Below are 26,375 nucleotides of genomic sequence, written 5' to 3' on the forward strand. Positions count from 1 at the left end.
CTCAAAACAGCCACCAACGCAGCAGGATCAGGATGGTCACCACAGTGAAGCTCTGCAGGGAATTGCGTTCGGTCCGCAGCGCCTTGCGCAGAGAGGTGGGCTGGCGCAAGCCCTTACCCCATGACGTCCGCCGCGGTAAGATGCTGGGGACATGCTGCTCATATTCAGCATACACCGCACCAAACTTGTTACGTAAAAAGTCCTCTTCCAGGCTGATAATCGCGCCATACTGGAGCCCAAAGAGCAGGATAAAAATCAGCATCAGCCATGGCATCCAGGGCCACGCCATGATCAGGATCCCAAGGCTGAGCAAAAAGTTGCCCAGATAAAGCGGATTGCGCAGGTGACCATAGGGCCCGTCGGTCACCAGAACATCGGCGCCCACCTCACCAGTGGTACGCGTGGCGCTGCCCGCATAACGGACCGACCAGAGACGGATGCCTTCGCCGAAAAAGGCGACCAACAGACCGGAAAAAAAGGTCCAGAGCTTCGTATCGGCCAGGATCAGGGCCGCAATGATCAACGGAATCGGGGTGAAGCTACGATATTTGAAAAAGGTTTCACGCCAGGCCATGTTTTTGTCCTGCTTTATGCGAGTTCATACCATGGTGCCGTCCGCCGGCACGCTGCTACTGCGAATTCTGCGCAATGATCTGGGTGATCTCCTCCGCCACCTGCAAGGCTTTGAGACCATCCTCGCCATTGACGATCGGGCGCGTATGATCGCGCACTGCGGCTATAAACGCCTGCCACTCCGCACGCATCGCATCGCCCTCGGGAGGCTGCGGCTGCTCATAAATGATATGTCGCTTGCGTAGCCCCTTGTCGATCTGCCCCAGCACCACCGTGCTGGGCCTCCCCTCCTCGGGTGCGACAATGCGGAAAACCTCAGAGAGACGTTGCAGAAAATCGATCGAAATATAGGCATCGCGTTGGAACAGCCGCATCTTGCGCATCTTGCGCTGCGAAATCCGGCTGGCGGTGACGTTGGCGACGCAGCCGTTTTCAAACTGCAGCCTTGCATTGGCGATGTCGACCTCTTCGGAAACCACCGCGACACCGCTGGCTTCGATTTGGCAAACCGTGCTGGGCACCAGGCTGAGGATGATATCAATGTCGTGGATCATCAGATCCAGAACCACAGCGACATCGGTGCCACGGGGGTCAAAGGGAGCCAGGCGGTGCGATTCGATGAAACGCGGATCGGGCATCAAATGCTCAAGGGCGCGGATCGCTGGATTAAAGCGCTCAATATGGCCCACTTGCAGGATGGCGTCTTTCGCCGCCGCCAAGGACGCCATCTCCGCCGCTTCCGCTATCGTCGCGGCGATGGGTTTCTCGACAAAGACCGCCTTGCCCGCTTCCAGAGCCGGGAGAGTATAGGCATGGTGCAGGGTCGTCGGGACAGCAATGCCAACGGCATCGACCTGCTCGAGCAACACTTCGAAAGAGCCGAAGGCGGCGCAGCGGAATCGGTCCGCACCTTCCCGGGCACGTCCGGGATCAATATCATAAACGCCAGTCAGTTCGGCCTCCGGTATTTGGCTCAGGGTATTGCAGTGAAAAGTGCCCAGCTTGCCGACACCGGCAATCCCGATCCTGATCTTGTCCATACAGGTCTCCACGTTCACGTATTGACAGGTTTTCCCGCCGTGCGTTGCTCAAGCCGCGAAAAAATGGTCATCCAGCGTCGTTCGCGTAAATTTTTCCGGGCAGCCAATGCAGCGCCGCACCAGAAAGGCATCGCTCTCCTTGCGCAACGAGGTGATCATCTCACCCAAAAGACCTATAGAAAAAAACTGGACGCCGACGATGATCAGCAGCACCCCAAGAAAAAGCAGGGGACGGTTACTGAGATATTTGTTCTCGAATAAACGCTCATAGGCCAACAGGAGTGAGATGAAAAAACCGCCGAGGAAGCAAATAAAACCAATCACGCCAAAAAGGTGGAGCGGCCGCATCTTGTAGCGGGTGAGAAAGGAGATGGTCATCAAATCGAAGGCGCCGCGCGCAAAACGCGCCATGCCGAACTTTGAGACGCCATATTGACGGGCATGATGCCGGACCGGCAGTTCGGTTACGCGGAAGCCGTTGCGGAAGGCGATCACCGGCAGGTAGCGATGCAGCTCGCCATAGACCCGCATGGAGGCGATCACCTCACGACGGTAAATCTTGAGCCCGCAGTTGAAATCGTGCAGGCGGATGCCGCTGAAGATCGAGGTGAAATAATTGTAAACCTTGGAGGCCAGACGTTTCGTGAGTGGATCATGGCGAACCTTTTTCCAGCCGGAGACCAGATCGAAGCCGCTCTCGAGCTTTTCGAGTAAACGGGGGATCTCCTCCGGATCATCCTGAAGGTCTGAATCCATGGTGACCACATAACGCCCCGAGACCGCGCGGAATCCGGCGGCCAGCGCGGCCGACTTGCCATAGTTGCGGCTGAACTGGATCAGCTTGACCCGGTCATCGCTGCGGTTCAGCGCCTCGATCACCTGGGCGGATTCATCCGTCGAGCCATCATCGACAAAAATGATCTCGTAGCCCTTCTGCATCCGGGCCATCACCGCTGTAATTTGCCGGTAAAGCTCCGGGAGAGATTCTGCCTCATTAAAACAGGGAATGACCAGTGAAAAATCGACCGCTGGTAATTTGGCAATGGCGTTCATAGACGTCCTCAGAGGAATGGACCCGGCGTTCTATCGTCTTAACCCCCTGCCCCAACCCTTCAAAGCCTGACCTTGCGTGCGCTCGCGGGAATTCTGGTTTTTATCTCTTTGGTGGAATACTTTTTATTGATACGAACCGCTTCATAGCGGAGCGCCAGGGTTTCTCGTGCCGCCGGCCGCTCCACACGAATCGCTTGCGGAATATGCACCCCATTGATGCGCTTGAAGTGATCATACTTTTGCCGGAGAAGAACCTGCCCACTGCTGTCGCAAACCTGACCCTGGAGGACAACCCCGCGCTTCGGGTCGATCCAGTAGGTGTGCCGTCCCAGCGGCCCTGCGCCAGTGAGGATCAGCCGGCTCTCGACACGGTTGATCTCGAGTCCGGTCAACCCCCTGGCCCGTTCTAGGCCGCAAAGGGTGCTCAACAGCTCATCGTAGTCGGGAACCAGACGGAACGCGCTCCCGGATAGCAACGAGTCCACCGGACCCGCACCGTAGAGATTCTCCATCGGGATATAGAACCGGTAGTGTTGGCGGTTGCAAAATAACCAGCCCACATCCAGCCCGAAAAGGGCTTCGAGGCGTACATAAAGCGTGTCAGGGCGATCGATGAGCAGGTGGGCCATCAGGGAGACCGAACGTCCAGGAATCGCGACCGAGAGACGCCCCTCGCCCTCGAAATGATCGATTCGGGCGTAGTTGTTCTCCAGAGTCCGCAGTACCAGGTCCAGCGCTTCGCTGTCGGCGGGAAAGAGCATGGGTTGCCGCAGTGCGGCACAACCGCTGCAAAGGAGTATCGCGGCCAAGAGAATCCCTACTCTCCCCTGGGCCAGGACGGTGCCGGTAATGCTCCCGGTGAAAACAGCCATAGGCTCAGCGCTTCTCTTCCTGCACCACCAGCTTTTGCAGTTTCATCTTGACTTCCTGCCGCTCCGGCTCCAGAGCCAGGGCCTGCTGATAGGCATTGCGGGCGGATTCCTGCTGATTCAACTGGGAAAGGATATCGCCGAGATGTTCCCAAACCTCTGCCGATTTACGCGAAAGGGCGACCGCTTTTTCCACCTTTTCACGCGCGCCAGCAAAATCCCCCTGCTGGAAAAGAATCCAGCCAAGCGTGTCCCAATAGGCGCCGTTCTCGGGATCCAGCGACAAGGCCTTCTCGGCCATCGTGCGGGCATCATCCAGCTGCAATTTACGTTCAGCCAAATGATAGGCATAATTATTGAGGACAATCGCGCTTTCGGGATTATCTTTGAGCAAGGCTTGATAGAGTCTGGCGGCACGCTCGGGATTCTGTACCTCATCGTAGAGAGCGGCCAGAGCGAGCATGGTCTGCAGGTTATTGCCATCGAGCTCATGCGCCTTTTCCAGATAGCGGAGGGCCTGTTCACGTTTTCCCAGCTGGTTGCTGATGAAGCCGAGATAGTAGTTAATCTCCGGATCCTCGGGGAAAAGCCCGACGGCGGTTGTGAAATGCTTTTCGGCAGCTTGCAGGCTGTCCATTTGCGCCAGGTTGACACCGGCCAGCACCCAGATCAGAGAGAGATCCTTGCGCAGGGCCAGGGCTTTCTCGAAACGCAGCCGGGCCTGACTGTTCTGGCTTCGCACCATCAGAAGGCGGCCGAGGGTGACCGGGACCCGCCAGTCCTCGCCATGATCCTTTTCCAGCGCCTCACAGGTGGCGATTGCCTGCAGGGTATCCCCTTTCTGGGCCAGGAGATTGGCGATCTCGATACGCGCGCCCACATAGGTGGAGTCATTGCTGGTCAGGGCTTCGTAGAGGGCGATGGCTTCCGGCCAGCGTTTGCGAGCGACATAGAGATCGCGGAGCCGGCGCCGGGCATCGAGGAACAGCGGGTTGGTTTTGATGGCGGTCTCATAGACCTGGATGGCGGCGGCGGTATCCCGCTGGGCGCGGCGTAGGGCGCCGAGAGCCAGATAGCTTCGTTCACTCTGGGGATGCTCCGCGACGATCTTTTCGAACCACTGGGCGGCTGCCAGAGTGTCCTTTTTCTGGAACAGGTACTGACCCAGCTGCACCTTGTCGCCTAGATTGGTCGAATCGCGGCGCACCAGGTCCTGAAACAGGGCGATGGCCTCGTCGAGGCGTCCGCTGCGCTCATAGAGCAGCTGCAATCCGGCCTTCACCTCTTCAAAATCGTTTTGCCGCTCCAGCGCGCTGCGGTAGATGCGGATGGTTTCCGTTGTATCCTTTTTTGCAGTGCTCACTGCGCCCAGGGCCAGCCAGGCGCCCTCAAAATCGGGATCGCTCCTCTGCACATCCTGGTAGATGGCGCGCGCCTGGTCATAGGCCTGATGCTGGAAGAAAAGATGACCGATGCGCAGCCGGTACTCGGGGTCCACCAGCCCGGCAGCGACCAGACGGTGGTAGGAAAGCAGCGCCTTGTCATAGTTTTTATTGATGATCTGCAGGGTAGTAAGGCTGTAGAGGGTTTCGAGGTTGTTGGGCACCAGCTTGTCCATCTGCTCATAAACTTGAGCCGCCTCATTAAAGAGTCGCTGCTTCTCATAATTGGCGGCGAGCAGTTCGAGCGCGTCGCGGTTTTTGTCATCCCGCAGCAGCGCTTTCCGGGCCATCCGGATACTGGAGTTGAATTCCTCGAGAAAAAAATAATTCTCTGCGAGCGCCAGATAGATCCCGGTCGAGGCGGAATCAATCTCGGCGGCCTGATGATACTCTACCAACGCGCTCTTGGGATCACCCAGCACATCCTCGATAGTGCCATTGATGATATGGCGCATGGCCTCGCGATTATAGTGGCGCAGTTCCGGCGCACGTTCGGAGAGTTCGCGGCTGCCGGTGCATCCGAAGACGCCGGCCAGGCTCAACCAGGCTAATAGGTAAGTGATACGTTTCATTTTCAAACCGCAATTAAATTAAAAATAAAATTTAACGTTATTCCGGCTTAATCACAAGAGAAAAATCCGGCGGTTCCCTCACGCCACTTTACCCCTTCCGCCGGAGCGGCCATGCTCCGCGAGGAGGGTGAGTGCGACTCCCGCCAGAATGATCAGCCCGCCAAACAGCGTTAGACTGCCCACCTTTTCATGTAGAATGAGAAAAGCCAGAATCGTGGCGCCGAGCGGTTCGGCGAGTGTAAGGATCGAAACGGTTGTGGCTGAATAGTGCTTCAGCGCCCAATTGAGGCTGGTATGTCCGATCACCTGCGGCAGCAGGGCGATAGCGATCAGCAGCAGCCAGGTGCGGAGGGCAAATCCCGCCATCGGGGCGCCACTGCCCAGCGTTGCCGTCAAGGCAACTGCCGCTGCCACGCTATAGACAAAACCGACATAGGGAACGGTATCCACCGCGCTGCGCAGCTTCCGGCCGATCAGGTAATAGCCGGCCGCGCCGAGAGCACCGGTCAGGGCAAGCAGGTTGCCGGCCAGCCGGATCTCTCCGCTCCGGCCAGCCTCCAGGGTGATGACCACACCGCCGGCCAGTGCTAGAATCATACCTACCGCGGTGCGCCGCGATGGCTGTTCCTGTAAAAACAGCCAGCTGCCGATGACGACGAAGACCGGAAAGGTTTGCACCAGGATCACCGATACAGCGACCGAGGTATATCGCAGCGAAGAGATCCAGGAGAGAAAATGAATCCCGAGGAAAAGGCCGGACAAGAGTGCCCAGCGTCGTCCGGAAGGGGTAAAGGCTTCCCAAACCGGCCGCCCACGGAGGCAGGCGAACAGCAGATAAATCACGGCGGCAATAAATAAACGGTAGCTGCTGATCGTGAAGGGTGGCGCCGGGCAGAGTTTGATCAGCACTGAAGCCAGGGAGATTGAAACCAGGCCCGCCCCGATGACCACCAGCCGCAGGCGGTCACCCATTGCAGCACCCTCCCTTCATGAAGCCCTGCGCCGGCCGATGCGGTTTTCCGTGCCCTTGAGGAGCCGGCCGATATTGGCCCGATGGGTATAGAGGATCAATCCCGCAGCGAAGAAGCCGAAGAGGTAAAATGGCAGCGGCACCTCCTGGTGCAGGCGGTAGCGGAAAAGTGTGAGAATGACGGGAAAGGCGATCGCAGCACTGATGGAGCTGAGAGAGACATAACGGGTCGTCACCAGGACAATGGCAAAGACCAGGACGCAATAGAGCGCGGCCTGAGGAAAGAGCGCCAGCAGCATGCCCGCGGCTGTGCCCACTCCCTTGCCACCGCGAAAGCCGGCAAAGAGCGTCCAGATGTGCCCCAGCACGGCGGCGCAGCCCGCCCCCAGCTGCAGCAGGTGAAACTGGGGATGACCAGGTGTAATCCAATGCGGCAGGGCATAAGCAGCGATGAACCCCTTGAGAACATCCACCAGAGTGACGAAAAGCCCCGGTTTCCAACCCAGCACCCGGAATACGTTGGTCCCGCCGGCATTGCCGGATCCATGTTCGCGGATGTCGATTCCGCGCAGCAGCTTCCCGACGATGATGCTGGTGGGGAAGGAACCGATCAGATATGCCAAAACCAGAACGATGATCGCAACAATCATAGTCACAGATTCTCCCGATAGGGATCGATTACTCAGGCAGGGGATCGCCAAGAACGGCGATGGCCGCCGCGCCGACGCCGGCATGTAGTCCCAACGCCGGAGAAGCATCAAGGACCGGGATTTCGATCCCCGCGAATTCCTGCTCAATCGCATGGCGCATGGATTCGCCCAGGTTTTGCGCCAGCATATGAACCACGATAAAGCGCGGATTGAGAACCCGCCGCGCATACGCCAACGTCAGCTCCACCGTCTTCTCGGCGATCCGCTTTCGGCCTATAACCTTGGCGACTTCCACCACCCGCCCCTCGCTGTTTAACGAGATCAGCGGCTTGATGTGCAACAGGGTGCCCAGGAAACCCTGACTCTTGCGGACGCGCCCGCTTCGAACCAGATACTTCAGGGTGGGGATGGCGACGAAAAAGCGCACCCGGAGCGCTACCTCCTCAATCCTTTCCTTGAGCTCCGCCAGGGACAATCCCGATTCGATCATCCTCGCCGCTTCATGGACAACGAGTCCGAGTCCGGCAGAGGTCGTGCGGCTGTTGACCACGGCAATGGGCACCTCTGCGGCCAGCTCCCGCGCCGCCAGGCGCGCCCCCTGGATGGTCCCGCTTAACGCCTCGGACAGATGAATGGAAAGGATCGACTCGTATTGCTCCGCCAGCTTTTTATACAGGTTGATGAAACTCGCAACAGGCGGTTGTGAGGTCCGCAGGCGCACCTTGCCGCTCTCAAGATGTTTGTAAAAATCACGGGAGCTGATCTCGTCGCGGTCGCGGTAGCTCTCTTCGCCGATATGGATCAGGACCGGAACCAGGTGGATGTGATACTTTTCGACCCACGCCGGAGGCAGATCGCATGAGGAATCGGTGACCAGAGCTATTCCACGGCGCGGCGCCAGGTTGACCGCCTCTTCGTTCTGCTTTTTCATATCTTCAGCCTTGGTCTGCAGCAGCGTTCCGAACGCAGCCACTCGATCAAAGACAGCCTGCGGATCATTGACGTGGATATGAATGCGAACCTTGTGCGCGCCGCCGACCACAATCAGCGAATCCCCCAGGGGCATTAGCTGCTCCTGGATGCGGGCACGATCGAGCTCCTCACCCTGGATGAGGCATTCCGTGCAATAGCGGAAGTGGATTTCCTCATCGGTTTTGCGAAAATGAAAATGACGGATCTTTTCGGCGACATGACTTCCGGCTCTGAGTGCGGCAACCTTGCCCGAGTCAATAAAATCGCTCAGCCCCTCGAGCAGATGCACAAATCCCTGCGCCCCTGCATCGACCACGCCGGCTTTTCGCAGCGCCTGCAATTTGTTCGGCGTATCCGCCAGCGATTCCTTCGCCCGAGTTAGGCCTTTCTGCAGAAGCCGTGTAAAATCTTCCTCGCCGATCGCCTGCGCTTTGAGGAATTCAGACCAGTCCTGCATGACCGTGAGGATCGTCCCCTCGCGTGGATTCGCCAGCGCCTCCTGGGCGCGAATTGCGGCCAACGCCACGGCCTGCGCGAATTCCGCGGGAGCGAGGCGTTCCCGCCCGTGTGCGCCTTCGGCCAGGCCCTGAAAAAATTGCGCCAGAATGGCTCCCGAGTTGCCGCGCGCTCCGGTCATTGCCCCCTCCGCAATGCAGCGGCATACCTGCGTCAGCGAGGACTCGGCGCAGGATTGGGCGCTCGCAACAATGCTCTTCATCGTCAGGGCCATGTTGGTCCCAGTGTCGGCATCGGCTACTGGAAAAACATTGATATTATTAAGTTTTTCCTGCATTTCAATGATGCGGCCGGCAGAGCCGATGATGGCGCGTCTAAGGCGCCCGCCATCAATATATCGAATTTTGATTTGCATCGGCTCAACTCCGAGAACGGCACGAAAGAAAACACAAGCATTAAAGGGCAAAGGTGGTTCTGATCACACCGGCGGCAGCAGCGCCGTCCGAACTCTGTTCGACCAGGCGCGCCGGATTCTCAAAGAGACTCGCGTATCGCGCTAGCAGGTTGTGCAACCGGTCGGTTGCATTCCGTCGGGCCAGGACGACCACTGGAGTCGCCTCGCCCTGCGGCATGGCCCGCGCACCATACAGGCCGGAGTCCGTCCCCATCAGGGAAACCGCATTTACAAGCCATTCGGCTTGCATGCTCACCATACCGCAGGTCTGGCTGTAGTGCGCATGGGAGGCGATCAGCAGTTCCCCGAGACGCCGGAAACTCTCCTCCTCATGGCTGAAGGCACCCTCTTGCAGAATATGGATAAAAGCCTGCACCCGCGCAGCCTCTTCGATGAAAAATTCCAGCACGTTGCGCGGCAGGTAGCGTCTATCCGGTTCGATGAAACTTCCCGCTTCCGCCGCGTGGCTCTGCAAAAATAGTGCCCCAGAGCAACGATAGGGCACCCTCTTTTTCAGACGGCGCTGCCACTCCTCACTAGCGATCTGCTCCAGATTAACGCTGCCGTATGGCAGCAAATTCCCTTCGCTCAGAACATCCTTGAGGAATTGGGCACCGATCTCCAGCGCGGTTTCAAGTTCCTGCCGCCTTTGGCTATCTTCGACGCGGCGCACGCCGGTGTCGATGGCCAACAACTGGAGCTGCGGCGGCAACGCCAGGCTCCCGGTGATCGCGACCGGGCGGCCTTGCAACAGGGCAATCTGCTCCCGCTGCGCGAGCAAGGCCGTCAGGAAATCTTCCTCCGCATCGCGGCGCATCCAGACCTCATGCTCGACGCGCCCGCCAATGGCGACCAGTTCCCGGTCTTCCAGGGAAAGATTCAAGGCATCACGCAGCGCCAACAACAGGGCGGTAACCAGGGCCGCCGAGGAACCCAATCCCGCCCCAATCGGCAGTGAACTCTGAAGGGCCAGGCTGAGGCCCGGCATGGGACGGCTCTCCTGCAGCGTTGCATCTGTCATGGCAAGGGCAGCGAGCAGGTATCCGAGCCATCGCTTTTCGCCTGCCCCAAAATTCGCGCGTAGGCTGCTCCAATCGTTCCGCCGCATCGGATCGAGAATCTCATCAAGCCGATATTCGACAGTCAGCACACGCTCCTTGACGAAGTTGAGGTTGCGAAGGACGATACGGTGGTCCGTGCGCGGCTGGAGAGCGACGATCACGCCCTTGCCGAGTGGATAGTGCAGAACCATTGCGCCGGTCCGCTGGGCCATGTGGCCGAGGACCTCAAGACGGCCGGGTGCACGCGCTATAAAGAGCGGCCGGTTTGGTGAAAAAATGCCTCCCAGATTTTTCTGCAACGACTGCTGAAATTGGAGCTGATCGGAAGGGAGTACCATTTCAGCCATAGCGTGATTGTCGCTCCTATCGGTTAGATTTAACGCACCTGACCGGCAAAACCGGGAAGCCTTCAGTTTCCGGTTCAGCCGGGGTCCGGGCACGGCGCTACGAAAAACGGGCCAGGATGAAGGTCCCCCTTACAGTTGCGTACCATCCTTGATGACGGCATTTTTCATAATGATGATGATACCTTTGCTGATCCAGATGCCTTCGCTTTCGCGTTCTGCCTCACTGATTCCGGCACGGTTGACAATCCGTACCTCCTTGCCAATGCGCGCATTTTTATCGATAATGGCACGCTTGATGACGCTGCCCGCGCCGATGCCCACCGGCGGCTTCCCGCCGGCCAGGTCGGCCGCACGCTCCTCCGCGGTCTGATAGTAATCCGCCCCCATCAGCAGACAATCCTCGATGCGCACGTCGGCATCGATCTGGCTGCGGATGCCGACGATAGAATGAATGATATGCGCACCGGCGATGCGGCAGCCCTCACAGAGCATCGAATTTTCAACCGTGCTTTGTGCGATCGATGTGGGCGGCAAAAACCGTGGTCGGGCATAAACCGGATGCCGGGCATCAAAAAAATCAAAACTGGGGCGTGGCTGCGCCAGCAGCGCCATATTGGCGTGGTAAAACGACTCTATCGTGCCGATGTCTTCCCAGTATCCGTTGTAGAGATAGCCCTGAATGTTCAGCTCATCCACCTTGGAGGGAATAATCTCCTTGCTGAAATCCGCAAGACCGCTTTTCTCTTGCAGCAACCGGATCAGTACCTCTTTGCGGAAAAGATATACACCCATCGAAGCCAGATACGGCGTCGCGGCCGGAACCTCACCGGCCAGTCCCGGCGCCCCGCCGGCCATGGACATGCCCTCCAACTCCTCCCTGCTTCTGGGCTTTTCGCGGAATTCAACCACCCGGCCCTTGCCCTCCACCCGTAAAATACCAAACCCGGGCGCCGCTTCCGCTGCAACCGGCACCACTGATATCGTCAAATCAGCGCCGCTGCAGCGGTGCGCCTCGAGAAAAGGTCCATAGTCCATGCTGTATAGATGATCCCCCGAAAGCACAAGGATATCGTCCACTTTCTGTTCCTGAATGGTGGACACATATTGCCGCACCGCATCGGCCGTGCCCTGAAACCACTGGGAATGCTCGGGTGTCTGTTGTGCCGCGAGGATTTCGACAAAACCATCGCTCAGGAGGGAAAAGTGATAGGTCTGATTGATATGGCGATTAAGGGAAGCGGAGTTGAATTGCGTCAGGACATAGATCGACCGGATGCCGGAGTTGATACAATTGCTCACCGGGATATCAATGAGCCGGTATTTTCCGGCCAAGGGCACTGCCGGCTTGGCACGCATCTTGGTTAGAGGGTAAAGACGGGTCCCTCTTCCTCCACCAAGAATGATGGCCAGGACGCTTTGCATGATCGGCCCTCTAGTCAAAACGACCTCGCGCAACGGTTCAATTTGTAGTAACTTACACATTTGCCATCTCAATGTCAATATCTAGTTGAACCGCTTCGGCGCTATCAGTTAACTTAAAAAAAGGTTGAATGAATGACAGGTACTCATTATATTAGACTTGGAAATAACGCTTGCCCCATGCTGCCGCCTGCAGCGCATTAAAGGAGTCTCCGGTATGACGCCAAAACTCTCCATCATCCTCTATGCCCATCCCAGGATGCCTTATGAGATCCCGGCCTTCGCCCGAATGATCGTTTCCTTGCAGAACCAGTATGAGCAAAATTTTGAGGTGCTCGTTTTTGGCGACCACGCCGACGCGCGCGCCATCACCGAAAAGGCCGGCTATACCTTCCTGCCCTCCGTTCTCGACCACAAGGCCAAAGCCCTGAATGTCGCCTTGCGCCAGTGCCGGGGCGAGTATGTGCTAATTTGCAGCAATGAAACCAACGCCCTGGAATTCAAGCGCTCCGCGACCAAATTCTACGCCATGGCCATGGACCGCCATCCCGAAACCAGCCTGCTCTATTCTGATTATGACCTGATCGACAAGGGTATTCACAAGGAGCGCAAACTGCAGGAGTGGCACCCTGGCCGCCTCACCGAGGCCTGGGACACCGGTTATTGCCTCCTCTACAGCCGCCGGTTTCTCGAGTCCGCCGGATTTTGTGATGAGCGCTATCGCTTCAATCCGCTCAACGATCTCCGCTTCAAGGCCATGGAATCCGGCAAGATCCTGCACATCTCCAACCGATTTAACGGCGTCCCCTATCTCGTCTTTGCCGCGGAACAGGGACTTGATGTTTTTGCCTACCTCAAGGCTGGCAAAGAGGTGCAGCTGGAGAATGAGCAGATCCTCACCGAACATCTGAAACGCATCAAGGCCTACCTGGCCCCGGGAGCGCATTATCACAAGGTGGAGTATACCCCGGAGGAAGAGGCCACCTTTAAAACCTGCATCGCTGCGGTCGTGATCCCGGTTTACAACCGCCCCGAGTTCATCGGTCCGGCGATCGAGTCGGTGCAGGCGCAAACGGTACAGAATATCGAGATCGTCGTCGTCTGCAACGGAGGCGAGCAAGACCCCACCATCGCAGAAATCCGGCGCTACCAGCCCGGTGGTGATCACTACTCGGCCCACAAACCGCCTGTGCGCCTCATCATCCACGATATGAATGTCCTCGGGCTCTGTTTCAACGATGCCCTGCAAACCTCCCGTGCCAAATACTATGTCCAGCTGGACTCCGATGATCTCCTCTTCCCAGAAGCCATCGAAAAAATCCTGCGGGTGTATGACCAGGACGAGCGGATCGGAATGGTGATTGGCTCTTATCAGGTCTTTGAAAAAAAGGCTGATGGCCGGATTGAACCCGTATTGGTCGACGGCAAGCCCTTTATAGTGACGCATGATGAATGGACCGAAGAGAACGGCCGCAACAACCTTTTGCGAATCGGCGGCGCCGGCGCTCCCCGTTCTATTAAAATCAAGGTTCTCAAGGAATTGGGCTGGTTCGGAATGAACGATGCCCCCTACTCGCGCAACTATGGCGAGGATTATGAACTGGTCAACAAGTGCGCTGAACGCTTTCGGATCGGCCGTGTCTGGGATCCCATTTACAAAGTCGTGCGCCACAGCGGCGGCACCGACCACATGATCGATCAGGTGACGATTGATGTCAACGAGAATGCCAAGGATTACATGCGTCTGGTGGCACTGCGGCGCCGTCAGAAACTGAATGGCCTTGAACCAACCGTATAGGGAGGGGGGACGTGTCCGAGCTGAAAAACCTGATGATCTCGGTTTCCGGGGTGCGCGGCATCGTCGGGGACGGGCTGACACCTGCGGTCGCCCTGCATTTTGCCCAGGCCTACGGCTCCCAGTATGGCCCCGGACGCATTGTCGTTGGCCGCGATTCCCGGGTCACCGGCGATCTCATCAAGTATGCGGTGTGGGCGGGCCTTCTGGCGACCGGTTGTGACGTCGTCGACATCGGCATGACCACCACTCCGACCACAGCCATGGCCACGGGACACGACGCCAACGCCGGGGGCATCATCATCACCGCCAGCCACAATCCGCGCGAATGGAACGCGCTGAAACTGCTGGCAGCGGATGGCCTGTTTCTTAGCTCCGAGGAGGGCGCTCGGATTCTGGAGCGGGTCCGCAATCAGGACTTTTGTTTTGCCGCCTGGGACCGGGTGGGCCGGGTCATTGCCCATACCACCGCGGCGGCCGAGCATCTCGATGCCATTGAGCGCCTCGCACTGGTCGATCCCGCTCTGATCCGCCGTCGCCACTTCAAGGTGGTCGCCGATCCCTGTAACGGCGCTGGCGGCACCATTCTGCCGCAACTGCTGGAACGCCTCGGGTGTGAAACCCATTTCCTCAACCTCGAGCCCCACGGGCGCTTTCCACGCAGTCCAGAACCGGTCGCAGCCAACCTCGGCGAACTCTGCGCAGCAGTGAAAACCCATGGCGCCGATCTTGGCATCGCCGTTGATCCCGATGTAGACCGCCTGGCCCTAGTCTCCGAGCAGGGCATTCCGCTCGGTGAGGAATACACCCTGGCCCTGGTGACCGACTTTGTCCTTTCCCATACGCCCGGAGATGTGGTCATCAACGCCTCGACCTCTCTGGCCACCGAGGAAGCGGCCCTGCAACATGGCAGCCGGGTACACCGCACTCCCGTGGGGGAGATCCATGTGGCGACACAAGCCCGGGCGGTCCACGCCGTCATCGCCGGCGAAGGCAACGGCGGGGTGATCTATCCAGCGCTCCATCTCGGCCGCGATGCTCTGGTCGGCATCACCCTCATCCTGCAGTTGCTGGCCGAAAATAATGAAACACTCTCTCAACGGCAGGCCCGCCTGCCGCAGTATGTCATGGTCAAAGACCGGATCGATCTCCCCTTTGACGCCGATGCCAGAAACCTTGTGGCCCGGCTCGCATCGCGTCATGCAGGGGAACGGATCGATCGAACCGATGGACTTAAATTCCTTTATGATCACGCCTGGGTCCATATCCGGGCCTCCAATACCGAGCCGATTATTCGCGTCATCGCCGAAGCCCGGAGCGATTCCGAAGCCCATGAGCGGGTCGAGGCCCTTAAACAGGAATTCGCTGCATTATAAGCTTGAGAACGAGAGGATCTGGTATGGCTGATTTTGAAAAGCTGGGTATGTTCTACCTAGGCAAAGAGTATGATCCCGAAAAAAAGGCGCTTCTCGATGCCCTGGTTATGTATGACTCCAAAGATCTGGTCACTCACGGCGTCTGTATCGGCATGACTGGCAGCGGCAAGACCGGACTCTGTATCTCGCTGCTGGAAGAGGCGGCCATCGACAATATCCCCGCCCTTATCATCGATCCCAAAGGCGACATGACCAATCTGCTGCTTACCTTCCCCGGGCTCCTGCCGGCTGAATTTGCCCCCTGGATCAATGAGGATGATGCCCGACGCGAGAATCAGACCCCGGAAGCCTATGCCGCGGCGCAGGCGGAGCTCTGGAAGACCGGTCTCGCCCAGTGGGGTGAAGACGGTGCGCGGATTCAACGCTTGCGCGATGCCGCCCGATTCACCATTTTTACACCGGGCAGCACCGCCGGCACCTCCATCTCCATCCTCAGCAGCTTCGCCCGGCCGGCCGAAGATCTCCTGCTCGATTCCGAAGCCACCGGCGACCTTATCTCCTCCACTGTCACCAGCCTCCTCGGCCTCATCGGCATCAATGCCGATCCGGTTAAGAGCCGGGAGCACATTCTCCTCTCCAACATCTTCAATCAGGCGTGGCAGAATGGCAAGGACCTCGATCTGGCGGCCCTGATCACCGCCATCCAGAATCCCCCCTTCGAACGGGTGGGCGCCTTCGCAGTGGATACCTTTTTCCCGGCCAAGGAGCGCTTCGAGCTGGCCCTGGCCTTGAACAACTTGCTGGCCGCCCCCGGCTTCTCCACCTGGATGGAGGGTGAGCCCATGGACATCGGCCGCCTGCTCTATGCCGAAGATGGCAAACCGCGCCACTCGATCTTTTACATCGCCCATCTCAGCGATTCGGAGCGGATGTTTTTCGTCACCCTTCTTTTCAATCAGGTGGTTTCATGGATGCGCAGCCAGCCCGGCACCACCAGCCTGCGTGCCATCCTCTATATGGACGAGGTAGCCGGCTACTTGCCCCCGGTGGCGGCGCCGCCTTCCAAAAAACCGTTGATGGTCATGCTCAAACAAGCACGCGCCTTCGGCGTCGGAGTGATGCTGGCCACCCAGAACCCCGTCGATCTCGATTACAAAGCCCTCTCCAACACCGGGACCTGGTTCATTGGCCGGTTGCAGACCCAACAGGATATCGATAAGGTGATTGAGGGCCTGCGCAGCGGCGCCGGAGACCTCGATCCACGGGTGAGCAAAGCCCTTTCTGCCCTCGGCAAACGGGTTTTTCTCATGAAGAACATCCATGAGAGCGAGCCGGTGATCTTTCAGTCGCGTTGGGCGCTCTCCTATCTGCGCGGCCCGTTGACCCTGGCCCAGATCAAAAAACTGGCAGCCCCTGCAAGCAATGCCCGGACACCGGCAGCGGCCTCAGCCAAGGCCACATTCGGCCCCGATGCAGAGGTACGCCCGGCTTTGCCGCCGCAGATCGTGGAGTATTTCGCTCCCCTGCGCGGAGCCCTCAAGGCCGACGCCCGCCTGATCTACCGCCCGGGTGTGCTCGGCCTGGCGGACGTGAATTTCGCCCCGGGTCAATCCCAGCGAGTCGGCCGTATCGCCTGGATCGATGAGGGGCCGGTGCCGGTTGATTGGGAGAAGGCGGTCGAAACCCCCTTTTCTGAAAATGACCTTGAAAAATCGCCTGAGGAAAAGGCCGAATTTGCCCGGTTGGCCGCCGCGGCAACTCGACCCGAGAATTATGCCCTCTGGGGCAAAAATTTCGCGGATACCCTCTACCGCACAGCCAAGATCGATCTTTATACCAGCGCCTCGCTCAAGCTGACCTCCCAGCCCGGGGAATCGGAGCGCGATTTCCGCATCCGCATCAGCCAGCTCGCCCGGGAGCGGCGCGATGAAGCGGTCGATCAGCTGCGCAAACGCTACGAGAGCAAAATGGCCGCCCTTCAGGACCGCATCATGCGGGCGGAACAAAAAGTGGAAAAAGAAAAAAGCGACTACCGCGCTCAGACCATGTCCACGGCCGTCTCGGTCGGGGCGACCATCCTTGGGGCTTTCTTCGGCCGCAAGAGCCTCTCCTCCTCAACCCTGAGCCGGGCCGGCAGCGCCATGCGCAGCGGCATGCGTACCGCCAAGGAACATGGCGACATCACTAATGCCGAAGAATCCCTGGATGTCCTCAAGGGACGGCTGCATGAAATGGAACAGGAGCTCAATCAGGAGATCGCTCAGATCGATGAGCAGACCGATCCGATGCAGCAGCCCCTGGAGACCACCGCGCTGCGGCCGAAAAAAGGTGACATCACCGTCCGTCTCACGGCCCTGGTATGGTTGCCTTATTGGCAGAGCAGTGACGGCAAACGGGAGCCCTGTTACCTGTAGTACAGCCGTTCAGGGAGTCCAGGCCGGTTTTGCAGCAACACCCTTTTTGCGAGGGCAGAGTATGCAGAGTATCCATGATTCTCTTACCCCGGGATATCGAATCCTCGACCACACAGCGGATGTCGGCCTCGAGTTCGAGGCCGGCTCTCTCCCGGAACTCTTCACCGTCGCAGCCGACGGCCTGATGCACCTCATCTGCCCGCATTGCCAAATCAAACCGCTTCAGTCCCATGCCCTCCAAGTATGCGGGGAGAACCTCGAGGAACTTTTGGTCAACTGGCTCTCCGAGCTGAACTACCTTTGCCAGGTACAGCGCTTCCTCACAGCCCGGGTCGAGGTACGCGAAATCCACGATCGCTTTTTGCAGGCGGATGTGCTGGGCGAACGCTGCGATCCGTTGCGCCACACGGTGCGCGGAGAGATCAAAGCGGTAACCTACCATCGCATCGAGGTGCGCCATGAAACCGCAAACCAATGGCGGGGGCGGGTCTTTTTCGATATCTGATCCCGCCCTCCGCCCCCATCTGCCCGGGCCGAGGCAGATTGCCGCGGCAGGAGGGGCCATATGAATTCCTCCCTGCAAACGGTCTCCGACTACCTCTTCGAGATTCCCCGTACCGGCAAGATGCGCGTTCCGGCGCGCATCTATGCCAGTGAGGCCATGCTTCCCGACATTCTCAAGGACAAGGCCGCTGAGCAAGCGACACAGGTCGCCTGGCTTCCCGGCATCATCGGCTACTCCTTCGCCATGCCGGATATCCATTGGGGCTATGGTTTTCCCATCGGGGGTGTGGCCGCCTTTGACCTCGACGAGGGCATCATCTCTCCCGGCGGCGTCGGCTATGACATCAATTGTGGTGTCCGGCTGCTGCGCACCGACCTTCAGCGCCAAGATATCCTCCCCCGGCTGCCGGCAGCTGTCGAGGCGCTCTTTCGCGCCATTCCCAGTGGTGTGGGTTCCACCGGCCAATTCAAGCTCAACGACAAAGAGGAACGGCGCGTCCTGCAGCAGGGCGCCCGCTGGGCCGTAGAGAAGGGCTTCGGCAATATTGAGGTTCTGGAAAAAATCGAGGAGAACGGCGAGATGCCCGGCGCTGATCCCGATCAGGTCAGCGCCCGCGCCTGTGAGCGGGGACGCGGGCAATTGGGCACGCTGGGATCGGGCAACCATTTTGTTGAGCTGGGGGCGGTCGTGGAGATCTATGATGCCGCGGCGGCCGATGCCATGGACCTGCACATCGACCAGATCACGCTGCTGATCCATACCGGATCCCGCGGTCTCGGACATCAGGTTTGCGAAGATTCCATCAGGGAAATGCTACAGGCCTCCCGCAGATACGGGATCGAACTGCCGGACCGGCAGCTTTGCTGCGCGCCGCTCTCCTCCCCGGAGGGGCAGCGGTACCTGGCGGCCATGGCCGCAGCGGTCAATTTCGCCTTCGCCAACCGCCAGATGATCGCACACTGGGCGGGCGAGGCCTTGGTGCAAGCGCTGGGGATTACACCGCGTGCCCTCAACCTGCAGCTGGTCTATGAGGTCGCACACAACATTGCCAAAATTGAAAAGCATCTGGTTCGGGGCCAACCACGTAGGGTCTGCGTACATCGCAAGGGGGCTACCCGGGCCTTCGGCCCGCATCATCCCGAACTCCCGAGCGTCTACCGCGAGATCGGTCAACCGGTGCTTATACCGGGGGATATGGGACGTTGCTCCTATGTTCTCACCGGAACCGAGGGCGCAATGCAGCAAACCTTCGGATCGGCTTGTCACGGCGCCGGGCGGCTGATGAGCCGCACCCAGGCCCTCAAGAGCGCCAGAGGCCGTTCGCTGACGCGGGAGCTCGCGGATCGCGGCATCCAGATTCGCGCCGCCAGTTCCGAGACCCTGGCTGAAGAGCTTCCGGAAGCCTACAAAGACGTCACCCGAGTAGTCGATGCCGTAGTCGGCGCAGGACTGGCCAAAAAAGTGGCGAAACTGCGACCCCTGGCAGTGGTCAAAGGCTGATATCCGCGTGAAACGAAATAGCTGTTGACTTTTACACCACAACGCCCTATATTTTATTAGACCGCGTACATATCGCCGCAACGCTTTCGGAATATCCCTTCCGGCGGGCGGCCGATTCCATATACACGCTCGCAGAGATCAGGCTTCGTGTTTCGCTCATGATAAAGCCTGAAATCCCCATTCTTTCGCTAGGGTCCCTGTCCATATAATCGATCATCCTATTCATATTGATCCCTGAGAGGCGATCTTGATGCCCGCATAGTCTTGTGCCCGGACGGCAGCGGGATCGTATCCAATGCAGTTCAAGGAGCTTTAAGCATGACCCTGCCTTCAACACCGGTAACAGCGCTGGAATCCCTCTCAGCCAAGGTGGGGGGATTCTGCGGCTATCAATCCTGCAAAGACCGCAAACCCTCGGACCAGCACTTGCGCAACTACCTGGTGACCAGAATTGACACCATTCTGGCCGGCCTGGCATCGCTCCCTCCTGCCCCGGAAGAGGAGCAGCGGCTTTTAGCGGAAGCCGTACACAGCACCCGTCGCAAACTCGCGACCATCAGCGCCAGCCTGCAGGATCCCACCTATGAGGGCCAAGATTTTTTCATTCGGGAGCAGATCGCGGACAAACGTCTTTCGCGAATCTACGATCATGAACAGGAAATGCTCGAGAAACTGGATGGCATTCAGGCGGAGGTCATCAGCTTGCAGAAAACACAACTCGGGAAAGAAATGATCGAAGACCACTTTTTACACATCGCCGATTTCATCGACACCATGAATCAGGCCCTCTTCGAGCGCGAAAGCCTTATTCTGGGCAACCAGTGACTATCGCTTACCGAAGTAGCCGCACTCGGGCTACTCCAGATCGTTCAAACCATAATCACTCATCTTGCGATACAGAGTCGCCTCGCCGATCTGTAGAGCCGCCGCCGTTCTGCCGCGGTGGTAACCGTTGCGGATCAGCTGCTCGCGGATGTACTCGCGCTCAAAATGGGCCACAGCACCTTTCAGGCTCTCCTCTGCTTCCGGCTGCCAGACGGTGTGCTCCACCGGCCGCAGCTCCGCCGGCAGATCCTCCAACCGGATGACCTCCCCCTGCGCAAAGATCATCAAACGCTCGATGTAATTCTCAAGCTCTCGCACCTCCCCTTTCCATTCCCGCTTGCTGAGATAGCTCTGAACCGCTGGATCAACCCCTTTGACGTGCCTGTTCATCTGGCGGTTATACTTCGCGATGAAATGATCGACCAAAAGAGGAATGTCGCTGCGCCGTTCCGCCAGAGAGGGGAGATGAATTTCGATGATATTGAGCCGGAAATAGAGATCCTCGCGAAACCGGCCGGCTTGTACCTCCTGCCAGAGTTCGCGGTTGGTGGCGGCGATGACCCGCACGTGAACCGGCACCACGGCCGTCGCTCCTACCGGCAGGATCTCACGGTTCTCGAGCGCCCGCAGCAGTTTGGCCTGGCCGGTCAATGACATCTCGCCGATCTCGTCGAGAAAAAGCGTCCCGTTGTCTGCTGCCTTGAACAGCCCCTCCTTATCAGTGACCGCACCTGTGAAACTCCCCCGCTTGTGACCGAACAGCTCGCTCTCGATCAGGGTTTCGGTTATGGCTCCGCAATTGATCGCTACAAAACGCCCCCGGCGCCGGGGACTGCTGTAATGCAAGGCCTTGGCTACCAACTCCTTGCCCGTACCACTTTTACCGGTGATCAGAACGTGACTATCGCTGTCTGCCACCTTACGGATGGTGGCAAATACCTTGCGGATGGCTGGACTATTCCCGATAATATTCGAAAAATCATACTGGGCGTTGATCTCTTGACGCAGCGCCTGGTTTTCCTGCACCAGTTCCTTGTGCTCAAGCAGTTTCTTGACCTTGATGGCCACATCCTCAAAATTGAGGGGCTTTAGCAGGTAATCATATGCCCCCTTGCGTAGGGCCTCCAGTGCAGTCTCCAGTGAGGCGAAAGCGGTTATGATGATGAACGAGGCGCGCAGATTCAATTCGGCGCTCTTTTCCATTAGTTCGATGCCGTTCATTATAGGCATGGCAATATCGGTAATCACGACATCATAATCCTGCCCTCCCAGCATCTCCAGAGCCTCGCGGCCATTGCTCGCCTGATCGCAACGGAAGCCACGGTTGGCCAGCACCGCGGCCAGTAGATGCCGGGTGATATCGTCATCTTCGACAATCAGCACGCGTTGCGCCATAATGGCCTACTCCTCCGATCCGGATAGAAGCGCCGGGAGGGCGATCGTGACGGTCGTCCCGTGTCCTGCTTCACTGGAAAGCGCGATCGTCCCGCCATGCGCAGTCAGAATCGCCCGGCAGACATGGAGTCCAAGGCCGCGGCCTACTCCCGACGATCGAGTCGTGACGCCGAGGGAGAAAAGACGGGGTTGGATTTCACGCCTGATACCGGCACCGCTATCGGCAACCGAAACCAAGACGCGGTCCGCCTCTTGCCAGGATTTGATCACCACCCTCCCCTCCGGCACCGCTTCAAGGCCATCGGCAGCATTCATGCACAGGGCGAGAAGGACCAGCAGCAATTGGTCCGCACTGGCCAGTACTTGCGGAATCTCCGGCATCAACTCGGTTTTCACCTCACGGTATTTGAGGCGCCGGTCATGCTTGATCATACGTACGGCCTCGAGGATAAGGCTGTTGAGATAGAGTTTTTGGCGTCCCGGAAGGACCGGACGCGTTACCTCAACCAAGATCCTGAAAATCTGGGACAGCTGGTCCACCGAACGCTCGATCTGTGTGAGCTTTTCTGCCAGCATGGGATCACCGCTCTTTTCTTTGAGATATTGTGTGATGGACGTGATGGCCATCAGGGGAGTGCCGGCATCATGGGCCAATCCAGGCGCAAGCAGACTTATAAGGCTCATCTTTTCGGCCTGCAGCAAATAGTCGTCCGGCACCGGCAGTCCTTGCTGGTGGTGATCCAGGTCTTCATCGGACATGCGCGATTATCCTCCTTCTTCTGACAGCATTCCAGTCTCATCGCAGTTGATTGCTGGGTGTGCCATAAATTAGCGAAAACCGCACGGATTCGCAATTGAAAAGAGCCACAGAGCCCAAGCCGGATTCCTCGTTTTTACCTTGCAACAAATACTTTTTTTTAATACTTTGCATCTTCAACTTTCTTCAGGAGAACACCATGATCCCGAGATCCTTTGACCAGGAAGCCCTTTCAGCATCCACGCTGGCGGAGCTGCAAGAACTTGCCCGTCAGTGCCGCGGCGATATCCTCAAGATGACGACACTGGCGGCTAGCGGCCACCCCGGCGGCAGCATGTCTTCGATCGATTTCTATTTGACCGTTTTTTCCATGGCCCACGTCGATCCGCAGGATCCCTTCGCACCGGCGCGCGACCGCATCGTCACCAGCCACGGTCATACCTCGCCTGGCGTCTTCTCCGCGCTGGGCCGTCTCGGCTTTTTCCATATCGAGGATGCCGTCGCCCATTTCCGGCAGACCAACTCCCCCTTTGAAGGCCACGTCGAACGCGAGGTCCCCGGCGTCGATTGGGGCACAGGTAATCTCGGTCAGGGTCTCTCAGCCCTGTTGGGACTCGGCCTCGGCGCCCGCCTGCAGGGCCATCAGGTCCGGCTTTACGGCTTCATGGGCGACGGCGAGCAACAGAAAGGCCAGATCGCCGAGGCGCGGCGCTTTGCTGTTAAATACGGGTTTGATAACGCCACGGTTATCGTCGATTACAACCGGCTGCAGATCAGCGGATCCATCGAAAAAGTGATGCCCCAGCACATCCGCGCCGGCTGGGAGGCGGATGGTTGGCGCGTTCTTGAGATCGACGGACACGATTTTCAGGCCATCTATCAGGCCCTCCGCGAGGCGCACCGCCTCCCGGTGCCGGTGATGATTCTCGCCCATACGGTGATGAGCAAGGGCGTCCCCTTCATGGAAAATGACCACAAATGGCACGGTCAGGCCCTGCCCCTCGAGGAGTGCCGCAAGGCCCTCGCACTGCTCGGCTTGCCCGACGATCTCGATATGCTGGCGCAGCGCCGCAAGGAGCACAATCCGGCAGTTGTACTGCCGCGGCGACCCCACTTGGCAGCGACGGCGGATCCAGGCACACCCCGCACCTATGGCGCGGCTGAAAAAACCGACAATCGCAGCGGCTGGGGCAGCGCCCTGGATGATCTCGTCGCCGCCAACCACGGCCGCTTGCCGATCGCGGTTTTTGACTGCGACCTGGGCCCTTCCGTCAAAACCACGCAAATCGCCAAGAACTTTCCGGATGTTTTCTTCCAGGGCGGCATCCAGGAACACAACACCGCCGCCATCGCCGGAGCCTGCTCAGCCGAAGGAGTCTTGACCTACTTCGCCGATTTTGGAGTCTTTGGCGTTGCGGAAACCTTCAATCAGCACCGCCTCAATGACATCAATGGCGCCAATTACAAAGTGATCTGCACCCATGTCGGTCTCGATGTCGGGGAAGACGGCAAAACCCACCAGAGCATCGACTATGTCGGGGCGTTCCAGAATTTCTTCGGGTTCAAGGTCATCGTCCCGGCCGATCCAAACCAGACCGACCGGGCGACCCGTTACCTCTCCGCCACGCCGGGCAATTTCTTGCTCGCCATGGGGCGTTCAAAAATGGGGATGGTGCTCAACGAAGCAGGCCAGCCTTTTTATGGAGAGGGCTACACCTTTAGATACGGCAAGGCCGACTTGATCCGCAATGGCCTTCAGGCCGCCATTATCGCCATGGGCGGGATGGTCGGCCGCGCTGTAAAGGCCTGGGAGCTCCTCCAGGCCGAAGGGATCGATATCATGGTCTTCTCCATGTCTTGTCCGACTGATCCCGATCTGGAAGCCATTACCCTGGCCGCCAAGAGCGGGCTGATCGTGACCTATGAAGACCATAATGTCCATACCGGACTCGGCAGCGCCGTGGCCAACAGCCTTGCTGCCGCGGGAATCGGCTGCAAACTCGTCAAGCTTGGCATCTCCCGCTATGGCAGCTCCGGCATCCCTGATGAACTCTACAAAAGCCAAGGTCTTGATCCGGAAAACGTCGCTCATACCATCCGAACGGCGCTGAAATAACCGCCTTCGTCCCAAACTAAAAAAGCCTCTTCGGTGCAGGATCGGAGAGGCTTTTATATTTGCCGTTGCAAGGCGGTATTTTTACCGGACGCGGATCAACGCGGGATCGTAATCCGCCGGCGCTTCATAACCGAGCAGATTGAGGAGGGTTGCCGCAATATTGCTGAGCCCGGGATGGGCGACCGCAGCCATCTCATACTCGCCGGCATAGAGGGGATCGACGATCACGAAGGGGACCGGATTAAGCGTGTGTGCGGTCTTGACGGACTTGATGCCATTCTTGACCGTGAACATCTCATCGGCGTTGCCGTGATCTGCCGTGATCACCGCGATCCCTTTGAGCGCCCGGACTACCTCGATCAGCTGGCCGACGCAGTGGTCGACGGTCTCCACGGCTGTGATCGCCGCCTCCATCACACCGGTATGGCCGACCATGTCGCCGTTGGCAAAGTTGACACGGCCGAATCGATAGTGGCCGCTGCGCAGCAGGTTCTCCGCCTCATCCGTGATCTCGAAGGCCTTCATATTCGGAGCCTTGTCAAACTGGACTTTGTCCGAGGGGATCTCGACGAATCTCTCGAGCTTGTCATCGATGTAACCGGAGCGGTTGCCATTCCAGAAGTAGGTAACATGCCCGTATTTCTGGGTCTCCGAAAGGGCGAAGGAGGAAATCCCGTTGGCGCAAAGGTACTCCGAGAGGACCTGATCAATCTCGGGGGGAGAGACCAGATAGTTGCGAGGGATATGCAGATCGCCGTCATATTCCATCATCCCTGCATAGAGGACATCAGGGTAACGCTGGCGGTCAAATTCCGAGAAATCCTTCTCCTCGAAAGCCCGCGAGATCTCAATCGCCCGGTCGCCGCGAAAGTTGAAATCGACAACTCCATCGCCATCCTCTATCGTGCCGACCGGCTTGCCAGCCTCATCGACGATAACAAAGGCTGGAAGATACTGATCGGTGATCTGGGCATCTTCGCGGTAGAAGGTCTCCACCGCTGCAGCAGCCGAGACGAAGCCGCGGCCCTGGCCGAGGACATGGGCATCCCATCCGCGCTGGACAACGCTCCAGTCGGCGTTGTAACGATCCATGGTCGTTACCATGCGCCCGCCCCCGGAAGCAATGCGGTAATCACAGCCCGATTGCCTATTAAGGCGGCTAAGCAGCGCTTCGGTCGGTTCAATATAGGTCAGTGCGGTTTTGGCGCCAACATCGCGACCGTCCAGAAGGATGTGTAAACGTACCCGCTTGACGCCGCTCGCGGCACAATTTTCCAGAAGGGCAAAGAGCTGTTTGATATGCGAATGGACGTTGCCATCGGAGAGCAGACCGATGAAGTGGAGGGTGCCTCCGTGATGCGCCCTCTCCAGCAGTTTATGCCAGATGGGTGTTGAAAAAATCCTGCCGTTGGCGATCGAGGCATCCACCAGCTTCGCGCCCTGGGCGAAGACCCGCCCGGCGCCGATGGCATTATGGCCGACTTCGCTGTTGCCCATATCCTCATCGCTCGGCAGTCCGACAGCCGTACCATGGGCTTTAAGGGAAGTAAAAAAACGACTGCTGAAGAGCCGATCCAAAAGCGGGGTTTTTGCTTGATAAACGGCATTGGATTCATCCTGCTTCCCCAGACCAATACCATCCATGATGATCAGCAGGAGGGGACCGGGCCGGCCGCTAAAATGGGCCAATTTCTTCAATTCGAGCGACATGGTTTTCACCTCTCGTTTCATTGCATTCGATCAGGATTGAAAGTACAAGATAACAATAATTTTGTTCAGGTAAAAGCGCTTCTTCGCGCGCCGTCGTCCGCCCA

The 26,375-nt window shown here is 58.3% G+C and carries 20 protein-coding genes; 7 read left to right on the forward strand and 13 right to left on the reverse strand.

Annotated features, from left to right (window positions below; translation table 11 throughout):
- Position 1: 1 nt before the first annotated feature.
- From PLH32_01690 to PLH32_01735, 10 genes are all read right to left on the reverse strand, one after another.
- On the reverse strand, positions 2-574 hold the full coding sequence (locus tag PLH32_01690; protein ID HQJ63303.1) for an isoprenylcysteine carboxylmethyltransferase family protein: 573 nt from the start codon (positions 572-574) through the stop codon (positions 2-4).
- A 55-nt stretch (positions 575-629) separates the two neighbouring features.
- Positions 630-1,613: a Gfo/Idh/MocA family oxidoreductase gene (locus PLH32_01695; protein HQJ63304.1), complete on the reverse strand. Its 984-nt coding sequence runs from the start codon at positions 1,611-1,613 to the stop codon at positions 630-632.
- A gap of 48 nt (positions 1,614-1,661) precedes the next feature.
- A complete protein-coding gene (locus tag PLH32_01700) occupies positions 1,662-2,666 on the reverse strand; it encodes a glycosyltransferase family 2 protein (protein ID HQJ63305.1) in 1,005 nt (334 codons plus the stop codon).
- 59 nt (positions 2,667-2,725) lie between these two features.
- Positions 2,726-3,538, reverse strand: a complete 813-nt coding sequence (locus PLH32_01705) for a DUF4292 domain-containing protein (protein HQJ63306.1) — start codon at positions 3,536-3,538, stop codon at positions 2,726-2,728.
- A 4-nt stretch (positions 3,539-3,542) separates the two neighbouring features.
- On the reverse strand, positions 3,543-5,549 hold the full coding sequence (locus PLH32_01710; GenBank protein ID HQJ63307.1) for a tetratricopeptide repeat protein: 2,007 nt from the start codon (positions 5,547-5,549) through the stop codon (positions 3,543-3,545).
- 78 nt (positions 5,550-5,627) lie between these two features.
- Positions 5,628-6,521, reverse strand: a complete 894-nt coding sequence (locus tag PLH32_01715; GenBank protein HQJ63308.1) for a DMT family transporter — start codon at positions 6,519-6,521, stop codon at positions 5,628-5,630.
- Positions 6,522-6,536: 15 nt separating this feature from the next.
- Positions 6,537-7,169, reverse strand: coding sequence for a glycerol-3-phosphate 1-O-acyltransferase PlsY (gene plsY / locus PLH32_01720; GenBank protein HQJ63309.1), 633 nt, complete (start codon positions 7,167-7,169; stop codon positions 6,537-6,539).
- 28 nt (positions 7,170-7,197) lie between these two features.
- Complete coding sequence (locus PLH32_01725) at positions 7,198-9,012, reverse strand: DegV family protein (protein ID HQJ63310.1); 1,815 nt, start codon at positions 9,010-9,012, stop codon at positions 7,198-7,200.
- Positions 9,013-9,052: 40 nt separating this feature from the next.
- The gene (locus tag PLH32_01730; protein ID HQJ63311.1) at positions 9,053-10,459 is read right to left on the reverse strand and encodes a hypothetical protein; all 1,407 of its coding nucleotides are present in this window, start codon (positions 10,457-10,459) and stop codon (positions 9,053-9,055) included.
- Positions 10,460-10,588: 129 nt separating this feature from the next.
- Positions 10,589-11,881: a glucose-1-phosphate adenylyltransferase gene (locus PLH32_01735; GenBank protein ID HQJ63312.1), complete on the reverse strand. Its 1,293-nt coding sequence runs from the start codon at positions 11,879-11,881 to the stop codon at positions 10,589-10,591.
- Positions 11,882-12,095: 214 nt separating this feature from the next.
- On the opposite strand from PLH32_01735, the gene PLH32_01740 reads away from it, so the two are divergent.
- The 6 genes from PLH32_01740 to PLH32_01765 all read left to right on the forward strand — a co-directional run bounded on the left by PLH32_01740 (position 12,096) and on the right by PLH32_01765 (position 20,293).
- Positions 12,096-13,676: a glycosyltransferase gene (locus tag PLH32_01740; GenBank protein HQJ63313.1), complete on the forward strand. Its 1,581-nt coding sequence runs from the start codon at positions 12,096-12,098 to the stop codon at positions 13,674-13,676.
- 11 nt (positions 13,677-13,687) lie between these two features.
- Positions 13,688-15,049: a phosphoglucosamine mutase gene (glmM, locus tag PLH32_01745; GenBank protein HQJ63314.1), complete on the forward strand. Its 1,362-nt coding sequence runs from the start codon at positions 13,688-13,690 to the stop codon at positions 15,047-15,049.
- 23 nt (positions 15,050-15,072) lie between these two features.
- Positions 15,073-17,463 carry an ATP-binding protein gene (locus PLH32_01750; protein HQJ63315.1) on the forward strand — a complete coding sequence of 797 codons (2,391 nt, stop codon included), beginning with the start codon at positions 15,073-15,075 and terminating at the stop codon, positions 17,461-17,463.
- Between the two features lie 61 nt (positions 17,464-17,524).
- Entirely contained in the window at positions 17,525-17,968 is a 444-nt protein-coding gene (locus PLH32_01755; protein ID HQJ63316.1) for an archease, read from the forward strand.
- A gap of 60 nt (positions 17,969-18,028) precedes the next feature.
- Complete coding sequence (locus PLH32_01760; GenBank protein ID HQJ63317.1) at positions 18,029-19,468, forward strand: RtcB family protein; 1,440 nt, start codon at positions 18,029-18,031, stop codon at positions 19,466-19,468.
- A 318-nt stretch (positions 19,469-19,786) separates the two neighbouring features.
- The gene (locus tag PLH32_01765) at positions 19,787-20,293 is read left to right on the forward strand and encodes a hypothetical protein (GenBank protein ID HQJ63318.1); all 507 of its coding nucleotides are present in this window, start codon (positions 19,787-19,789) and stop codon (positions 20,291-20,293) included.
- A 30-nt stretch (positions 20,294-20,323) separates the two neighbouring features.
- Here PLH32_01765 and PLH32_01770 read toward each other — a convergent pair whose 3' ends face one another.
- Positions 20,324-21,688 carry a sigma-54 dependent transcriptional regulator gene (locus PLH32_01770; GenBank protein HQJ63319.1) on the reverse strand — a complete coding sequence of 455 codons (1,365 nt, stop codon included), beginning with the start codon at positions 21,686-21,688 and terminating at the stop codon, positions 20,324-20,326.
- A 6-nt stretch (positions 21,689-21,694) separates the two neighbouring features.
- Entirely contained in the window at positions 21,695-22,447 is a 753-nt protein-coding gene (locus PLH32_01775) for an ATP-binding protein (GenBank protein HQJ63320.1), read from the reverse strand.
- 197 nt (positions 22,448-22,644) lie between these two features.
- Here PLH32_01775 and PLH32_01780 point away from each other — a divergent pair, with 197 nt between their 5' ends.
- Positions 22,645-24,561 carry a transketolase gene (locus PLH32_01780; protein HQJ63321.1) on the forward strand — a complete coding sequence of 639 codons (1,917 nt, stop codon included), beginning with the start codon at positions 22,645-22,647 and terminating at the stop codon, positions 24,559-24,561.
- A gap of 81 nt (positions 24,562-24,642) precedes the next feature.
- Here the strand turns inward: PLH32_01780 and gpmI are convergent, their stop codons facing one another.
- Complete coding sequence (gene gpmI / locus PLH32_01785) at positions 24,643-26,271, reverse strand: 2,3-bisphosphoglycerate-independent phosphoglycerate mutase (GenBank protein ID HQJ63322.1); 1,629 nt, start codon at positions 26,269-26,271, stop codon at positions 24,643-24,645.
- Positions 26,272-26,375 lie beyond the last annotated feature (104 nt).

The sequence above is a fragment of the bacterium genome, assembly GCA_035419245.1.
Classification (GTDB): domain Bacteria; phylum Zhuqueibacterota; class Zhuqueibacteria; order Residuimicrobiales; family Residuimicrobiaceae; genus JAKPUX01.

What these genes read in the sequence shown, in the direction of transcription:
- PLH32_01735 (HQJ63312.1), bottom strand. Translation starts at nt 11,881, where the DNA reads ATGCAAAGCGTCCTGGCCATCATTCTTGGTGGAGGAAGAGGGACCCGT.
- PLH32_01695 (HQJ63304.1), bottom strand. Translation starts at nt 1,613, where the DNA reads ATGGACAAGATCAGGATCGGGATTGCCGGTGTCGGCAAGCTGGGCACT.
- PLH32_01740 (HQJ63313.1), top strand. Translation starts at nt 12,096, where the DNA reads ATGACGCCAAAACTCTCCATCATCCTCTATGCCCATCCCAGGATGCCT.
- gpmI (HQJ63322.1), bottom strand. Translation starts at nt 26,271, where the DNA reads ATGTCGCTCGAATTGAAGAAATTGGCCCATTTTAGCGGCCGGCCCGGT.
- PLH32_01755 (HQJ63316.1), top strand. Translation starts at nt 17,525, where the DNA reads ATGCAGAGTATCCATGATTCTCTTACCCCGGGATATCGAATCCTCGAC.
- PLH32_01705 (HQJ63306.1), bottom strand. Translation starts at nt 3,538, where the DNA reads ATGGCTGTTTTCACCGGGAGCATTACCGGCACCGTCCTGGCCCAGGGG.
- PLH32_01715 (HQJ63308.1), bottom strand. Translation starts at nt 6,521, where the DNA reads ATGGGTGACCGCCTGCGGCTGGTGGTCATCGGGGCGGGCCTGGTTTCA.
- PLH32_01765 (HQJ63318.1), top strand. Translation starts at nt 19,787, where the DNA reads ATGACCCTGCCTTCAACACCGGTAACAGCGCTGGAATCCCTCTCAGCC.
- PLH32_01710 (HQJ63307.1), bottom strand. Translation starts at nt 5,549, where the DNA reads ATGAAACGTATCACTTACCTATTAGCCTGGTTGAGCCTGGCCGGCGTC.
- PLH32_01780 (HQJ63321.1), top strand. Translation starts at nt 22,645, where the DNA reads ATGATCCCGAGATCCTTTGACCAGGAAGCCCTTTCAGCATCCACGCTG.
- PLH32_01760 (HQJ63317.1), top strand. Translation starts at nt 18,029, where the DNA reads ATGAATTCCTCCCTGCAAACGGTCTCCGACTACCTCTTCGAGATTCCC.
- PLH32_01700 (HQJ63305.1), bottom strand. Translation starts at nt 2,666, where the DNA reads ATGAACGCCATTGCCAAATTACCAGCGGTCGATTTTTCACTGGTCATT.
- PLH32_01690 (HQJ63303.1), bottom strand. Translation starts at nt 574, where the DNA reads ATGGCCTGGCGTGAAACCTTTTTCAAATATCGTAGCTTCACCCCGATT.
- plsY (HQJ63309.1), bottom strand. Translation starts at nt 7,169, where the DNA reads ATGATTGTTGCGATCATCGTTCTGGTTTTGGCATATCTGATCGGTTCC.
- PLH32_01725 (HQJ63310.1), bottom strand. Translation starts at nt 9,012, where the DNA reads ATGCAAATCAAAATTCGATATATTGATGGCGGGCGCCTTAGACGCGCC.
- PLH32_01775 (HQJ63320.1), bottom strand. Translation starts at nt 22,447, where the DNA reads ATGTCCGATGAAGACCTGGATCACCACCAGCAAGGACTGCCGGTGCCG.
- PLH32_01770 (HQJ63319.1), bottom strand. Translation starts at nt 21,688, where the DNA reads ATGGCGCAACGCGTGCTGATTGTCGAAGATGACGATATCACCCGGCAT.
- PLH32_01730 (HQJ63311.1), bottom strand. Translation starts at nt 10,459, where the DNA reads ATGGCTGAAATGGTACTCCCTTCCGATCAGCTCCAATTTCAGCAGTCG.
- PLH32_01750 (HQJ63315.1), top strand. Translation starts at nt 15,073, where the DNA reads ATGGCTGATTTTGAAAAGCTGGGTATGTTCTACCTAGGCAAAGAGTAT.